This is a genomic window from Alkalihalobacillus sp. MEB130 (assembly GCF_032335535.1).
GTDB lineage: Bacteria > Bacillota > Bacilli > Bacillales > Bacillaceae_D > Halalkalibacter.
Map to the genome: position 1 here is coordinate 90529 of NZ_JAOANA010000009.1, position 15837 is coordinate 106365.

At 37.6% G+C, this 15837-nt stretch carries 13 protein-coding genes; 5 read left to right on the forward strand and 8 right to left on the reverse strand.

The window, feature by feature from the left end; translation table 11 throughout:
- Window positions 1-413 precede the first annotated feature (413 nt).
- On the forward strand, window positions 414-1832 hold the full coding sequence (locus tag N0O92_RS11000; protein WP_315614705.1) for an amidohydrolase family protein: 1419 nt from the start codon (window positions 414-416) through the stop codon (window positions 1830-1832).
- Window positions 1833-1878: 46 nt separating this feature from the next.
- On the opposite strand, the gene N0O92_RS11005 is transcribed toward N0O92_RS11000, so the two are convergent.
- Together N0O92_RS11005 and N0O92_RS11010 are read right to left on the reverse strand one after the other, a co-directional pair.
- On the reverse strand, window positions 1879-2700 hold the full coding sequence (locus tag N0O92_RS11005) for a sulfite exporter TauE/SafE family protein (RefSeq protein WP_315614706.1): 822 nt from the start codon (window positions 2698-2700) through the stop codon (window positions 1879-1881).
- Window positions 2701-2726: 26 nt separating this feature from the next.
- Window positions 2727-3749, reverse strand: coding sequence for an ABC transporter substrate-binding protein (locus tag N0O92_RS11010; RefSeq protein ID WP_315614707.1), 1023 nt, complete (start codon window positions 3747-3749; stop codon window positions 2727-2729).
- 246 nt (window positions 3750-3995) lie between these two features.
- Between N0O92_RS11010 and N0O92_RS11015 the strand changes: the two genes are divergently transcribed.
- On the forward strand, window positions 3996-5186 hold the full coding sequence (locus N0O92_RS11015) for a helix-turn-helix domain-containing protein (RefSeq protein ID WP_315614708.1): 1191 nt from the start codon (window positions 3996-3998) through the stop codon (window positions 5184-5186).
- Between the two features lie 148 nt (window positions 5187-5334).
- Here N0O92_RS11015 and N0O92_RS11020 read toward each other — a convergent pair whose 3' ends face one another.
- The 3 genes from N0O92_RS11020 to N0O92_RS11030 all read right to left on the reverse strand — a co-directional run bounded on the left by N0O92_RS11020 (window position 5335) and on the right by N0O92_RS11030 (window position 8341).
- Window positions 5335-5820 carry a hypothetical protein gene (locus N0O92_RS11020; RefSeq protein ID WP_315614709.1) on the reverse strand — a complete coding sequence of 162 codons (486 nt, stop codon included), beginning with the start codon at window positions 5818-5820 and terminating at the stop codon, window positions 5335-5337.
- A gap of 215 nt (window positions 5821-6035) precedes the next feature.
- Window positions 6036-7367: a 6-phospho-beta-glucosidase gene (locus tag N0O92_RS11025; RefSeq protein ID WP_315614710.1), complete on the reverse strand. Its 1332-nt coding sequence runs from the start codon at window positions 7365-7367 to the stop codon at window positions 6036-6038.
- Window positions 7364-8341 carry an N-acetylglucosamine kinase gene (locus N0O92_RS11030; RefSeq protein WP_315614711.1) on the reverse strand — a complete coding sequence of 326 codons (978 nt, stop codon included), beginning with the start codon at window positions 8339-8341 and terminating at the stop codon, window positions 7364-7366. The genes N0O92_RS11025 and N0O92_RS11030 overlap by 4 nt, the downstream gene beginning before the upstream one ends.
- 252 nt (window positions 8342-8593) lie before the next feature.
- On the opposite strand from N0O92_RS11030, the gene N0O92_RS11035 reads away from it, so the two are divergent.
- Window positions 8594-9334, forward strand: coding sequence for a GntR family transcriptional regulator (locus tag N0O92_RS11035; RefSeq protein ID WP_315614712.1), 741 nt, complete (start codon window positions 8594-8596; stop codon window positions 9332-9334).
- Window positions 9335-9517: 183 nt separating this feature from the next.
- Here the strand turns inward: N0O92_RS11035 and N0O92_RS11040 are convergent, their stop codons facing one another.
- On the reverse strand, window positions 9518-10087 hold the full coding sequence (locus N0O92_RS11040; RefSeq protein WP_315614713.1) for a cell wall hydrolase: 570 nt from the start codon (window positions 10085-10087) through the stop codon (window positions 9518-9520).
- A 290-nt stretch (window positions 10088-10377) separates the two neighbouring features.
- On the opposite strand from N0O92_RS11040, the gene N0O92_RS11045 reads away from it, so the two are divergent.
- Complete coding sequence (locus tag N0O92_RS11045) at window positions 10378-11970, forward strand: spore germination protein (protein WP_315614714.1); 1593 nt, start codon at window positions 10378-10380, stop codon at window positions 11968-11970.
- Window positions 11971-11975: 5 nt separating this feature from the next.
- Window positions 11976-13154, forward strand: a complete 1179-nt coding sequence (locus N0O92_RS11050; protein ID WP_315614715.1) for a Ger(x)C family spore germination protein — start codon at window positions 11976-11978, stop codon at window positions 13152-13154.
- 165 nt (window positions 13155-13319) lie between these two features.
- Here the strand turns inward: N0O92_RS11050 and N0O92_RS11055 are convergent, their stop codons facing one another.
- Entirely contained in the window at window positions 13320-14405 is a 1086-nt protein-coding gene (locus N0O92_RS11055; RefSeq protein WP_315614716.1) for a GerAB/ArcD/ProY family transporter, read from the reverse strand.
- Window positions 14406-14460: 55 nt separating this feature from the next.
- The gene (locus N0O92_RS11060) at window positions 14461-15537 is read right to left on the reverse strand and encodes a GerAB/ArcD/ProY family transporter (RefSeq protein WP_315614717.1); all 1077 of its coding nucleotides are present in this window, start codon (window positions 15535-15537) and stop codon (window positions 14461-14463) included.
- Between the last annotated feature and the right edge of the window lie 300 nt (window positions 15538-15837).

Here is a 15837-nt window from a genome sequence, read left to right on the forward strand (position 1 = left end):
TGGTGGGAGTTTCATATCACATTGGATTATCTAGATAGTAACACAGTTGAAAAATAACGATACCTAACATTCAATAGCAAGGTATGTAATCTAGTAATCCAGCAAGAGGTTAAATTAATTATATTCGTCATCCTTGAGAAAACGGTCTTTCTATCATTATAAATTGTTTAAGCGCTTTCATGTGTGGGTAATCCTTTGATTTATGTTTAAATTTTTCCTGTGTATCAGTGTTTTTGGCAGTGTACGGCGAGACATGCCCTTTAACAAAGTAACATGTTTAATTCCACTACAAAAAATTGGTAATATTATTCGATTTTCGTCATTCATCGTCACTCTCTTCCAGGTTCATTGACGACTTTAGGGCTTCCTGTTACTTTAAGGTTATCTATTAATCATGAGAAAGGTGGAGTTTAATGAGTACTCGGATGTCTATTGATCCAACAATTTTCACAGACGAACCAATGCTTTTTTTGCCTGAGTATGTAATTCTCCGAGGTGGGCCTGTTACGGATTATGCTGTGCTTGTACATAACGGAAAATTTACTGATGTCGGTCCTGCAACTGAATTACAGTTTCGCTACGCTGACACGAAGAAAATTGCTCTCCCTGGCGCTTGCTTAATGCCTGGATTCATTGATGCGCACCATCATCTTACACAAGCTTTCGGTAAAGCCCTAGCTTTTGGGGAACCATCTGAAATTTTCAAGAGAATATGGGTGCCACTCGAAGGCTCTCTTACAGAAGACCTCGTGTATCTTGCTGGTAAACTAGCAGCACTCGAGTCACTTAGAGGCGGATTTACAACAGTTGTCGATGCTGGAACTCGTGCAGAAGGAGATCTAGCTCCGTTAGCTCAGGCGGTGACAGACGCTGGTTTGCGATGTGTTCTTGGCTTAATTTGTAATGATAAGGGCGGCGGTGCTCCTACATTGCAATCACACCAAATATTACAACGAGCTGAGAAGCATTTAGCAAATTGGCAAAGCAAAAGTCTGATTCATCCTTCTTTAGCCATCTCTATACCAGAAGCGGCATCCAATGACATGTTATACAGTGTTGCTTCCCTATGTCATGAAGCAGGCGTGGTATTCCAAACGCATGTGAACGAGCACCTCTCCTCTGTCGAGCGGTCAATCATTGACAAAGGACTGAGACCTTTAGAGCATTTACATTCTGTTGAAGCGCTAGGTCCTCAAACTCTGATTGCCCACGCTACGTTGCTAACACCTCATGAATTACGTTTAATTAAAGAAACAGATACGGCTATCGCTTATAACCCTGTTGCAACCTTATGGAAAGGCAATGCGACAGCTCCAGCAACATCCATGCACGAACTAGGAATTCGATTCGGAATTGGAACAGATAGCACAAGAAGTGACGGGTTCCGCTTATTAGATGCTGCAGAAGCCGCACAACGCTTAGCCTTTGGAATTCCAACTGGTGATTTTTCAACTGGGGGAGGTTGGCCTTGGTTCGACCATGCGACATCAGGAGGTGCAGAAGCCATCTCCCTCGAAAACATAACAGGGGAAATTGCCGCAGGAAAAGCAGCTGATTTTTTAATTATAGATATTAATATTCCTGAATTTCATCCTTCTCGAGATCTTATTTGGGAGCTGACTCGTTTTGGGAATCGCGATCAAATTATGGGGGTATTTGTTGCCGGTGAATTGCGTTTGTGGAATGGTTGGCCACTCGATTGGGACGCTCGATCCTTAATGCGCGAGGTATCTAAGCTGGTAAATGATGCAATTGAACAAGCCCCCATTAAGAAGCTTCACCCAACCTCTACTGAACACCGAAAATTATTTCAGTCTTATCGGAAAACATAATAAAAAAGATTTCTTCCCTTCAACAATTGAAGGAAAGAAATCTTTTTTAATTCGCTTTGGAAACTTGCCCTGAAGGAACTTTTTTTCTCCAAGGATAGTTTTTAATTGTATTTTGTACTCCAATATAGAGCAATGCAACGACAATCAATATTCTTAAAATCGTACCGTGAGTGAGAATGGCCATATATCCTCCTGCTAAACCTCCGATAAAAGCTGTACTTGTTAACAATGGAACAATATGAAGGGCCAAGTTATCTTGTTTATATTGCAGCCAAGTACCTAGAATCGTTGTTGGAATAATCGCAAGGAGCGAAATTCCTTGCCCCATATGCTCACTTACTTGTAATAAAATAACCGTACCCGGCACTAAAATGGTACCCCCTCCCGCTCCAAATAGTCCACTTGAAAGTCCTGCTATAAGACCAAGCACAACCGCCATGATCATTGTATACAGTTCACCTGTAGAAACAAAAGGATCTAGTGGCGAAACAGGGAACATATATAGACCAGCCAGTGATAATAGAAACAAACCGAAAAGGAAGCTCAGCATTTGTCCTTTGACATATTTCATAAGATGCGTACCGGCAATGACCCCTGTTAAACAGCCAATCATTACTTGGAAACTAATCGTTACGTTCACTTGACCTGATGAAAAATAAAAACCAAGAGCAGCTACTCCTGAAGCAAATGCAACAGGAAGTGCTGTAGCATGTGACTTATGTGGACTAAGACCAAAGACCGCAATTAAAAAAGGGATGACGAGAAACGATCCTCCAATTCCAAGAAGTCCTCCGAAAAATCCTCCAAAAAGGCCAATCAAACTTACTTTCATTGCAAAATGTTTTCGTTTATGGTCATGTGTAAGCAAGAGATTCTCCTTCTTCTTTTTATTTGTTATTCATTCGGCAGAAATTCCGTTGTAAATAAGTCAGTTACATCAATATTTGATTCGACAATCCCTATATCTTTCAATTGATTTAATAGTTTCGACCATTTCCCCTCAGACATATATCCTACTCCGTGTTCAGCTGCATCACTTCCATAAATTAAGTCAATTAATGCCTCCGATCCATAAGCCATTGCTTCAAGATCATAGTCTGGATTGGCTTCTTGAATAACTGGATTGATTTCATCGTAATTCGTTTTATAGTAGTCCCAACCTTGTAAGCTAGCTTCAATATAGGCCTTAACCGTCTCATAGTTTTCTTCAATATAATCTTCTGTTGTGAAAAGTACATTTGCATACGTTTCGTAGCCTGAATCATCAATAAACAAGTAGTCAACTTCTACTCCTTCTTGCGCTAAGTTATACGGAGCAGTTGTCACAAATGCTTGACTGACAGACTCTTCATCAGCAATAAAAGGACCAAATTGTCCTGTGAACGCCATTTCTTGAACATCATTTAAATTGTAGGCATTTTGAATGTATTCCCAATACATAACTCCTGGTGCAACATAAACTGTTCTTCCATCTAAATCAGAAAAATCGTTTATCGGTGTATCTTTATGAAACAGTAAGATTTGTGGATTAGATTGCAAGATCGCAGCTAAACCGACAACCGGAATCCCTTGATCACGTGCAGCAATGAGTGCATCTGCAGGTGCCATGCCAAAATCAGCCTCACCCGATGCAACGATTTGAACAGCGGATACTTGTGGGCCACCAGATTCTATCGTCATATCTAATCCTGCTTCCTCATAAAAACCTTTTGCTAAAGCTGCATATTGCCCTCCGTGGTCTGGCTGTGCAAACCATGATGTAATTTGTTTTATTTCTGTTAATTCTTCACTGGCTTCCGCATTCGTTTCTCGAGATTCAATTGATTCAGGAACATCACTTTCAGCAGCACCTCCACAACCCGATAACATGAAAGAAAACATCATTCCTAAACTTATTAAAGCGCCAATCTTTTTCATTTTCATTCCTCCCTTTACTCCTACCGATAAGTATAAAATAGCATTGCATATTCAGGCATTCAATAAAGATTAAGAGATTCATGAGGAGTGAGTAAAATTGACGAACAACGATGAATAAATCCATTTAATCCCAAATCCACTTACTACTATAAACATGAATGGTATGTTTTCTGACGTAATCATGCCTAGCTCACTTAAAATTTACTATACTGTAGGAAAGGATTACTAAAAGGAGAGCCATAAGCAATGAATGATTTAGACCTTATCACCATGCAGGAAGCGATTGACCTATTACAAGTTAGTCGTTCAACGATAGACAGATGGCGTAAATCAAAACGCTTGCCTTTTATAAAAATTGGAAAGGAAATTTTCTTTCATAAACAAGAACTTAATCAATGGGTTCGTCAACACTCAAAGGTAAAAGACCCTATAGAAACCGAACAAAAATATGGGTCAGCGCAGAACACGATCACTATTGGATATCAAAGTCAAACTGCCCATATGTGGAGCCCATTATTAATGAAGAAACTTGGTTTTTTTGAAGACGAACTTGCTAAATTAAATCTTGCACGCCCATTTCATATCAATTGGCTGAATGCGAGTAACGGGCTAGAGTTAATAGAAGGAATGATTGCAGGAAACGTCCACATCGCTTCATTAGGAGACTATCCTATTATGGTCAGCCATCAGTTAAGTACGGTCTTGCCTAATTTTAACCCTGTCTTACTTGCTTTTGATGGGAAAACGCCTCAAAGTGAAGGGATTTCACTCGTGCTTCCTAAAGATCTTCACTTCCGCGACCTAAACGACTTACATGGTCACACTCTTGCCACCGTTATGAATTCAAGTGCCGGTCATAGGCTAAATAGACTTCTGTCAGGGGTAAAGGCAACATGTAACGTTATCAATCAAGACATGAGCTTAAGTTATTCAAACATCATTCAAAGAGGTGTGGGAGCAAGTGTTATGTGGGAGCCGTATGTAAGTCTATCTAAATTACAAGGTGCCTCGACCATCCATTTGGATGGACTTATCGATGACTATTTAACCGGTATTATCGCTCTCGATCATTGGGCTCAATTAAATGACGGCATTGTCATAGCCTATCTAAAAGCCCACATGCGCACACATCAATTTTCCAGAGATTACCCAATCAAAGCAGCCATGTTGTTAAGTGAATTAACTGGAATATCTCAAAAAATTACTACAAGTATTGTTTCAAAAGTTCGATGGGATGCCGCTGTTTACAAACAAGATTTAAACACACTAAGAAACTTAACCTTATCAGACCAATGCCTCGCTGGAAATCTATCGAGGTCCGATGGGTGTATTCCTTATAGAGGGTATTATTTATATGAAGCTTCTAAAAAATTACAGTTAATGAGGGTCACCGATCGACCAATAGAAGGAGAGTGGAATTTAGAGTATTTGTACTAGGAGGATATTCATCATAACATCACTTTCTTGGTGGTATATACTAGCCAATACGGCAGGTCTCAATCGAGTACCGAGAAACCTAAAAGGTTCCCGTTCACAGCATTTTACTGCACTGCGAATAGGAACCTAATTCTTTAATAACCTCTCATCAATCATACCCTCCAGTCGGTTCCGGAAGTGATTGGTACTCATCTTTCGGATAAATAATCTCCCTGTTTATGAAATTCATCGTCTCTTCCCATTTAGTAAGCGCACTTGACTCGCAAGCTGTATTCCACTTTACGTGATAATCTTCACCATCTATTGTCATGGAAAGTTCGTACCTATTATGTGGCTCCATACATGTTGAACCACCTTTCTCATCTGGTAATCCCAAAACATTTGCACTTCTAAATTTTTCATAAATGACTTCTATTTCTTCGTTGGACAGGATCATATCTGTTGTTACAGTGCCGTCCACTACCAAATCTTTTTTGTAAGTATTTTCATATGTATTTAATTCATTTGCTGCTGTCACCCCGTATTTTAAAGAAAAGGCGAAGTCAGTGGGCTTCTTTTCGGGTAATGCTTCATTCGTAGAGATACAAGCACTGAGGATGACCAACATCGGTAATAAGAATAAAAGTCCTCTCATTTTTCCCTCCTTACAGTTCTTTTCCTATTAGACGATCGTTAGCAAAATAAGGTTTCTTTAAACTAGCTCTGTTATTGTGTTTCATTATCATTAATTGACTCGAGAACAATCTTTGTTAATATGTGAAATGATTTCTTAAAATCCCACCTTAATAACAAATAACTTAAATATACTTGCACTTAATCATTTAAGTACAAGTATATTCGATAACAAAGTTAATTAGTTTGGTGAGCCTTTTTTTCAAATTGGGGTAAATATGATTTATTTTCTTCTATGATGTCATCTACAATTTGTTTTGCTAGATTTACTGAACCCACTAGCGGATGAATCGTCAGTGCTTGAATTGCCGCTTCATAGTCCCCTGTCACTCCTGCCTTAACAGCTAACTCTTCGTAAGCTTTTACAACTTGTAATAGTCCACGAATTTGTGGTGGGATTGGAGCAGTCAGTTGAATAGGATGTGCCCCCTGTGCATCAATCACACAATTGACTTCTACAGAAACGTCATCCGGTAAACAAGAAATGATTCCGTTATTCATAACATTAACTGTTTGAATATCTCCTCTATTGTTATAAATAGAGGAAATTAAGTCCAAAGCAGCCTCCGAGTAATAAGCTCCTCCTCTTTCTTGTAATTGCGGTGGTTTACTATCTAAGCTTTGATCCTTATAAAGTTCAAAGAGCTCAGACTCTACTTTTTGAACAATTGTTGCTCGTGTTCCCTTCGTCTTCACTGCTTCTAATTGTTCCTCTAACATGGTTTCTTTCATATAAAAATAACGGTGATATGCGCATGGCAATGCACCTAAAGCTTCTAAAAATGATTGTTCCCACCCAAAATCAGGAACGTTTTTCATGGTTAGTCCTGTCTCTCCTGATGCTTTTGATAACACTTCATTCGTAATATCCTTTCCACCTACTACCACTTTAGTTGTCCAATTTAAGTGATTGATTCCTGCCATTTCAATAAAAACATTTGAAGCATCTGTTTTACATAATTTTGCAATTTGCATCTTCGTCCCGATTGGAATATTACAAAGGCCAATTGTTTTGACATTCGTATGTTTTAACACTGCTTCTGTAAGTATCCCTGCTGGGTTAGTGAAATTTAACAGGGTCGCATCAGGAGCAAGTTCTTCAATATCCTTACATATATCTAAAACAACCGGAATCGTCCGTAATGCTTTAGCTAATCCACCGGTTCCTGTTGTTTCCTGTCCGATACAGTTGTATCGCAAAGGAATATGCTCGTCACGAGCACGTGCCTCTAATAACCCTACGCGAATTTGAGTTATAACAAAATCCGCACCCTTTATTGCCTCTCGCCGATCAAGCGTAATTCTCAACTTAATTGGAATCCCCGCTTTATCAAACATTCTTTTAGCAAGGTCCCCAACAATGGTTAATTTCTCACGCCCTTTTTCTATATCTACTAAATACAGTTCCTCCACAGGTAATTCATGATATCGTTTAATAAAGCCCTCAATTAATTCAGGAGTATACGAAGATCCTCCTCCAATGACTGCAACTTTCAACCCTTTGCTCATCCCTCATAACCTCCATACGATTCAAAGCTCTGATACATTTCTTTTGTCACTGTTATATTTAATTGATCCATCGCCAATAAGAGAGCCCCATACACCGGTTCTATCGTTGGGATAATTAAGTTAATTTCAGGATATTCACTAATAATAGAACGCTCAATGGATTCGAGTAGGTATGTATTTTTCCCCTTTTGTAAAATACTCCCTGTCAAAACAACCGGAATCGGACTCTCTAGATTGCCCAACCTTTTTATAACAGATTTAGCAGCTAACCCAAGTTCTTTTCCCATATTAGTTAATATTTTTATAGCGACGGAATCTCCTTCTTCTGCCGCATCGTGCAAAACCCGAGTCAAATCATTAGGTACAGTAAATATGTCGTTATCTAAAAAGGCATTAACCAATTCATTCATTGATGGATAGTTTAAAAATTCAGGAACCTTCTTTGTGAGTATTGAAGGATCTTCTCTATGCTCCCACGAACGAACCGCCGCCCGAAATGTTTCTCTTGCCATTTGTCCTCCACCAGCAAAGTCACCATATAAATAGCCAAATCCACCGGTTTGAACCATTTTTCCATCTTTATTTCTTCCTGCAGCATTTGTTCCAGTTCCACAAACTAAAACAACGCCAACATTATCTGCTGAACCTGCTCTCAGCCCCTCCATTGTGTCACACACTAAATCCCAGTTAGAAAATGCTAAATTTTCAAGAGCTGGAAGCAATATAGAAAAGTCTTTTTCTCGATCTGCACCAGCTAAGCCAAATTGCACAAAATCGATATTACTTTTGTTTAATCCCGCCATTTTTAAAGCGCTTTCAATAGACTCGTTTATATTGGCAATCGCATGGTTGATACCATTTGATTGGTGATTCCCACATTCCGATATACCTTTCCCTACCATATTTCCTTTTTCATCGCAGATTACAGTAAATGTCTTACTCCCTCCACCATCTACTCCCATTAAAAAAAACACTTCGTCACCCCTTTTACATCTAGTCTGATAGAAAGCTAGGTAGCTAGCCGCCCTAACACGGATACTATTATAAATAAAATACAATATAACTAGTGTTCGTGTATTTTACACTTCTTATTTGTTATTATGATTATAGATTTGTTATAACAAATATGTCAATAATATTTCCCTTGTATTTCAGGCACTAGTATATAATGTGTTTTATACTTGTTATAACATATATTTGATTTATACTACTTTCGGAGGTATACCATGGGTCACGATAAACAAGAGACTTCGCTGTACTATATTGTTAAAAATTCAATTTCTGAAAAAATACAATCCGGCATTTACAAAGTTGGAGATAAACTTCCTACAGAGATGGAGTTATGCACAGAGTATAATGTAAGTCGAACAACTGTAAGGATCGCATTAGATCAATTAGCCCTAGAAGGTAGGATAGAAAAAGTTCAGGGAAGAGGAACATTCGTATCTAAACCGAAGATAGTCCAATCACTCTCTTCTGCTTGGAAAGGATTTTCTAACCAAATCCTAGAACAAGGGTATAAACCTAGAACCGAAATTTTAGATTTACGCGTAATCCCAGCAGATGGAGCTCTCGCAAAGAAGTTACAACTTAAGGAAAATGACCCTGTTAATAGGCTTGTCAGAATGAGGTTTGCTAATGAGGATCCTTTGCAATATGAAACATCATACGTGCCATGGCACTTTGCCCCTGGACTTATTAATGATGAGGAAGATTGTAGAAGCTCTTTATTTAAGTTACTTCAAACAAAATACAATATTAAAATTTATAAAACAGTTGAAGCTATTGAACCTGTATTAGCAGATAAGAAAATAAGTGAGGATCTAAAAATCACAAAAGGTACTCCTATTTTTTCTTTACAAACACTTACTTACAATAATGAACAAATTCCAATTGAATACTCTGAAGCTGTTTTTAGAGGAGATCGTTCTAAATTTACAATAGAAAGATTTTACGATTCAAAATAGATATAGTAACATGATTATACACTTTTCTATTTCATCAAAATGTACCCCTCATACTACATCTTAAGAGAAGTAGGGAAGGGAAATTCATCCAAAAATAAAAACTGCAGTTCATTGTAGACAATGGACTGCAGTTTTCTTTTGATATTCACATGAAGCGATACATCACTCTCACCGATCCACAAATTAAATCGCAAATGCGTGGTTTCCTATTACCTTCACGACTTCACGAGTAAAAATCCAATCACTTGTTGCTGTTTCAGGATTATAGAAGAAGACTACATCCCCTTCGTCATCACGATCAAGCAAAGCTTCCTCTACAGCATCATATGAATCCTGGTCTGCCGGTTCATAAATTGAATTATTTTGGACAGGTTCGAATGCATTTTTTTCATAAATAACTTCCTCAACTGTATCAGGAAATTCATCATGTTCAATACGATTCAGGACGACAGTTGCTACTGCTACTTTACCGTCATACGGCTCTCCTTTCGCTTCTGCGTGAACAAGTTGAGCAAGTAAATCCATTTCTTCATCAGAGATAATTAGAGCAGCATCTCTGTTGGCTATTAAGGTCATGAAAGGATTGGTCTCATCATCAAAACATGCGCTTTCCGTTTGATTAATACCATATTTTACACATAATAATCCCACAGCGTCACTTGATAATTCCACTTTAGCGTTTGCTTGAGTCGTAGTATATGATGAACCGATTACTAAGATCGTTGTTATTAGAAAGAAAAAGATGTTTTTCATTTGTTAACCTCCTGTTTTTTGAATGATACAGGCTCATCTAAAAAGGCTAACAGGTTTCTCTAGGTATTTCATTAGTAGATGAATGGTAAGTTTACCAATTGGTTTGGCCGTTTGGTACACCAGGTTCAGTTTATTCCAATGTCCTATGTTTGATGAGAAACCTTTGACACTATTCATTCTTGTCCTTTGGTCGTTTTCTTCATTCTCCACAGTTTTTCCAACATATTGTATTTTTCACCAACGAATACAAACAATAAAGAAACAAACTCATTTTTGAAAGAGGAATGAAGATGATTAAAAAGTTCCGAGTAGCAAAAAAGATTCAATCGTTGAAACATTCTTCAAAGTCCGGAAAGAATGTCTCTCAGCCTATAAATTTCCTTCATAGAAACATCGAGAAGAATCTGACAACAATGCAGAATTCCTTAGGCACAAGCACCGATATCAAATACCGCGAATTTCAAGCGCATTATTACCAGTCCATTAGTGTATTTATCTGCTTTGTTGATGGGTTAGTGAATGAAGACGTTATTAATATGCACATAGTTAAACCATTACTAGAACCCAACATTCATTCAAATTCAGCCCCAACTGAAGATTATTATACATATATAAAAAAAAGAATTATAAGTACCTCAAGTTTAAAAGAATCCAATATATTAGACGATGTTACAGAGGGTGTATTATCAGGAGAAACTGCCATTTTTATTAATGGCTTTGATCATGTACTTCTTGTAGGAACACAAGGATTTGAAGCAAGGAGTGTTGAACAGCCTGATACTGAATCAAGTGTACGTGGGTCACGTGAAGGGTTTAATGAAGTACTCAAGGTAAATACATCCCTAATTCGCAGAAAAATAAATAACCCTAACTTATTTTTTGAAGAGATGAAGATCGGAAAACAAACAAAAACGAAGATTCGGATTGGGTATATAAATGGCATTGCAGATTCAAAAGTTGTTGAAGAAGTAAGAAATCGACTTGAACGAATTGATACGGATATGATTTTAGAATCAGGCTATCTCGAACAATATATTGAAGATCATCCTTATTCTATCTTTCCAACAGTCGCAAATAGTGAAAAGCCTGATAAAATAGCAGCAAAACTGTTAGAAGGACGCGTGGCGATTTTTTGTGATGGGACCCCTTTTGTGTTAACCGTCCCTCATTTGTTTATTGAGACACTGCAAGTGGGCGAGGATTATTATTCACGGCCATATTTTGCTTCCCTATTGAGGCTGTTTCGTGTATTAGCTTTGTTATTAACGATTGCAACACCTTCTTTATTCGTCGCTATTGCCACATATCATCAAGAAATGGTTCCCTCTTTGCTTCTAGTAACCATGGCAGCTGCGGAAGAAAAGGTTCCATTTCCTGTCTTTATCGAAGCCTTAATGATGATTATCGTTTTTGAATTACTGAAAGAAGCAGGGGTTCGGATGCCACGACCTGTTGGATCTGCTATTAGTATTGTCGGGGCTTTAGTTATTGGTGAAGCAGCTGTTCAAGCAGGGATTGTTAGTGCACCGATGGTCATAGTTATTGCCCTTACCGCTATTTCTGGTTTTGTTGTCACAGCATTAACCGATGCCGTTGTCTTATCAAGGTTCTTTCTCCTATTTTCGGCTGCTTCATTTGGTTTTTATGGTATTTTAATGGCAACTCTTGTCCTACTTGGTCATATGTGCTCACTTCGTTCTTTTGGTTCACCTTACCTAGCACCGATTGCACCTATTATACTTAGCGAATGGAAAGATGCTCTCATTCGCCTGCCATTATGGCTTCAAAAATCCAGACCTCAATCTGTTACTAGGAAGAAGTCAAAAAGAGAAAAAAGCCTTAAGAATCAACCGAACCATCCTCAAATTCAAAAAGGAGACTGATAAAGTTGGGTAAAGCTTTTGTTCTCACCTTACTTGCTACTCTCGTCTTTATATCTGGATGCTGGGATCGTCAAGAATTAACGGAAATTGGTCTTGTAGCAGCTATGGCTATTGATAAAGATCCTGAAACAGGACTTTATGACCTTACAGCTCAATTTTTACGACCAGCAGCAGAAAGTACATTGACACCATCACCGGACCGTCCCTATTTAATGGTTTCCACTACTGGTGATACGATCATTGAAGTCATGCGTAAAGCAAATCAAACGATCGATCGTCAAGGCTTCTATGCCCACAATAAAGTGATTGTTATTCATGAAGATGTGGCCAAAGAAGGGATCACCCCTATTTTTGATTCGTTTAAGAGAGAAAAAGATATTCGAGGGCATGTTTGGGTTTGCGTTGCTAAAGATACTTCCGCCAAAAGTTTATTAGATATTAAAGCCAACAATATTTCACGTATTCCCGCTGACTATTTAGAAGGCTTAATTGATCAGTCTGAATTGAGCGCAGCTTCCATAAATGTACTTAACTTCTACAAACAAACACTAGGAAAAGATAGAGATCCTGTAGCAGGATTGTTATCCCTTGAAGAAACTGACCATGAACCATTTGTACGAATTAAGCTTTCAGGTGGTGCTGTTTTTAACAACGATAAATTAAAAGGATTCTTAGATCCCATAGAAGCAAGAGGATATAATTGGATAACGAAAAAAAAACTAAATCAAATGGCAACCCTTACTGTCCCTTCTCTATTAGAAGAAAATAAAATGGTTACCTTGCTCATCCAAGAATTAGATGCAAAAATTACACCGACAGTAAGCGGAGGTAATCCATTCTCCTTCGTGATCACAGTTAAGCCAAAAGGGCGATTGGCTGAATCACAAGCAACAAATGGTGCAGACGATCGAAAAGCAATCCTTGATTTCTTGGCAGATATAGAGAAAGAGGCAGAAAAGAAAATAGAAGAAGAAATAAAGCTGGTCGTAGATAAAGCACAACAAGATTTCAAAGCAGATATATTTGGATTCGGAAGAGAGTTAAATAAAGACTACCCTGACGTGTGGAATAAAGTTGCAGAAAATTGGAATGAGATATTCACTCAAGTACCATATACCGTACATGTCGATGTGACGCTTGATAATACAGGGTTAATCCAAGGGACCATTGAAGCTGAAGAATAACCCTTTAGTTTCAATGGTCTTTTCGTTTAAAGAGGCGAAAAACCCCATGATAAAATATAATGAATACTAATATCAATGCATATAGACTTCCCCCTACAAGCAGGATAGCCGAAAGAAAATCATCTTTTAACACATTCATAATGGAGGGCATAAGAAGTCCCCTTTCTAATTTGAAGATCCGTTTTCCTTTTTTATAAACATAATAACCAGTAACAAAATAGGCAGAAAAGCAAAAATTAAAATGGAGTAGATTCCAAGTTCATCCCCTATCAGTCTTTGATCTAAAAAGGCTGGAAAGCGGTAAACAGTGAACAGCGGAAAAATGAGACCAACAATGGTAAGAAGTCGTTTTGGACTTGTTCCTTTATAAACCCATGTCATAGCTAAACAAAAAGCCCAAAAATGCAGTGCCGTTTTATAAAATCCGCCAATAAACATGATAAAGACAGCTACACTATCTAAATTTGTAATAATATCAGCGATGTTTATGACTAGTATAACTTCTAACAAAGGAATTTCCGCTTTACCAGCTAGCTCTGTTCCTAAAACAACTACCATAACGATCAATGATAAGGTTAACAAAAAGGCTGAGAGACCTACTGCTAAAAAAGCTATTTTACGTATTGATTGCGGTTTCGCAGCATAGTGCCAAAACATAAGGAACACAACCATTTCTCCAAAGGGAAAGGCAACGACTGGATGTAACTCTGCGATAACGGGCTCAATGCCATCGCCTAAAACAGGCTGAAGTTCAGTGATTTCAAACTCTCCCGATAGCACAGTAAATGTATAAATCAATAAAAGAAACAGAATAACATACGGTGTTAGAATTTCTGCTGTTCTTCCAAGTACCTCAAACCCTAAATGTAGAATGTAAATCAAAACGATTATAAATAAATACAGGAGCACAATAAGAGGTGTCTCAGGTAATGTAGTCAATTTTATCATGGCTCCAAATTCAAAAAAGTTATGACTTGCTTGACTAAAGAAATAAAGGCCAAACAGGATAAGTAACGGTGCTGCCAACTTTTTCCCTAATAAGTGCTCTAAAATTTCCGAGAAATTTTGATCTGGATATCGATTAGGGAACTCGGTGTAAACCCACAAAAGGATAAGTCCTATTAACGTAGCGAGTACTATGACAATCCATGCATCTTGTTTGGCACCTATTCCTAGAGCAAACAACGTTGTACTGCCAACTTCAAATAGTAAAATAAGGATAAACAGCTGTATATTTGAGATACGAATCATAATAGGTCTCCTCATATTTTTAAAGAAATACGTTCCTATCATTCGCAGATCTCAGTCATTTTTGGGTCCTTTCTTTTAGAAAGATGATCATTAAAAGCAAAACAGGAAGAAATGCAAATAACGATATTACATATTGATTACCCAATCCTATCCATCTTTGATCTGCTAGTGTCGGAAAACGTATAAGAGAAACAATCGGTAGTAGAAGTCCAAATATAGAGACAATCCATTTCGTTTTTGCACGTTTAACCAGCCATGTTACCATTAAAACAAATCCCCAAAAATGTAATGCCGTCTTATAAAATCCCCCTATAAACATAATGAACACTGCAAGACTATCTAAATTAATAATGATGTCAGCTATATTGATCGCTAATATTGTTTCAAGTAAAGGGATTTCTACTTTCGCCGTCAAGTCAGGTCCTAAAACGGATATCATCGCAATTAATGAGAGTAGTAACATTACGATAGAAAACCCAACAGCCAACAATGCCATTTTCCTAATTTTTTGTTTGTTTTCAATATAATGCCAAAACATAAGGAACAAAATTAATTCACCAAATGGAAAACCAATATGTTTCACAGCCTCTTCCAAGACAGGCTGAAACCCATTTCCTAACACAGGTTGCAAAGCTGTAAAATCGAATTCACCTGAAAGTAGCGTAAAAATATAGATTGAGATTAAAAATATAATGACGTACGGAGTTAATATTTCCGCCGTTCTTGCCAATACTTCAAAACCTTTACTAAGGATATACATCATAACGAATACAAACAAATACAGAAGCGCAGGTAGTGGCGTTTGCGGCAAAGTAGTCAATTTAATTAGTGCACCAAATTCGTAAAAGTTAAAGGTTGCCTGACTATAAAAATAGACACAATATAACAATAGTAAAGGGGGTGTAAGTTTCTTCCCTATGACGTTATGAAGAACTTCAGAAAAATTTTGATCCGGATACATTTTAGCTATTTGTGTATAAATTAATATAAGAAAGAATCCAATCATTCCTATAAGTAATACAACCATCCATGCATCTTGTCCCACTCCAATTCCAATGGCAAAAAGAGTTGTACTGCCAATTTCAAATATTAAAATAAGGATAAATAATTGTATAATTGAAATCCGTATCATATCTATTTCTCCTTAAGAATGATCTAGCCCCTTCATTCTTCTGAAACTTTTTGCAAGATCCTAGAACCGCTTTCTACCTTAAAGTGCATACCTCTCCCATTTTCACCATAAAAAGAACGATTTATAACAAACAATAGTAAAAAAGAACTAGCCCCTGAGTAAACCATATAAGGTTTCTCAGGGGCTAAGACCAGTCGTTACTTTAAAATATATTAGTGCTATTAGTTGATCTTGTTCAACCTAAGCATCCTTACTTCAACTAAGAAATAAAATTTTGAAACGAACGTCCCTACGCGTCCC

Bases quoted from the DNA above. Each gene is read 5' to 3' on its own strand.
- N0O92_RS11000 (WP_315614705.1), top strand. From the start codon at position 414: ATGAGTACTCGGATGTCTATTGATCCAACAATTTTCACAGACGAACCA.
- N0O92_RS11010 (WP_315614707.1), bottom strand. From the start codon at position 3,749: ATGAAAAAGATTGGCGCTTTAATAAGTTTAGGAATGATGTTTTCTTTC.
- N0O92_RS11015 (WP_315614708.1), top strand. From the start codon at position 3,996: ATGAATGATTTAGACCTTATCACCATGCAGGAAGCGATTGACCTATTA.
- N0O92_RS11020 (WP_315614709.1), bottom strand. From the start codon at position 5,820: ATGAGAGGACTTTTATTCTTATTACCGATGTTGGTCATCCTCAGTGCT.
- N0O92_RS11025 (WP_315614710.1), bottom strand. From the start codon at position 7,367: ATGAGCAAAGGGTTGAAAGTTGCAGTCATTGGAGGAGGATCTTCGTAT.
- N0O92_RS11035 (WP_315614712.1), top strand. From the start codon at position 8,594: ATGGGTCACGATAAACAAGAGACTTCGCTGTACTATATTGTTAAAAAT.
- N0O92_RS11040 (WP_315614713.1), bottom strand. From the start codon at position 10,087: ATGAAAAACATCTTTTTCTTTCTAATAACAACGATCTTAGTAATCGGT.
- N0O92_RS11045 (WP_315614714.1), top strand. From the start codon at position 10,378: ATGATTAAAAAGTTCCGAGTAGCAAAAAAGATTCAATCGTTGAAACAT.
- N0O92_RS11055 (WP_315614716.1), bottom strand. From the start codon at position 14,405: ATGATTCGTATCTCAAATATACAGCTGTTTATCCTTATTTTACTATTT.
- N0O92_RS11060 (WP_315614717.1), bottom strand. From the start codon at position 15,537: ATGATACGGATTTCAATTATACAATTATTTATCCTTATTTTAATATTT.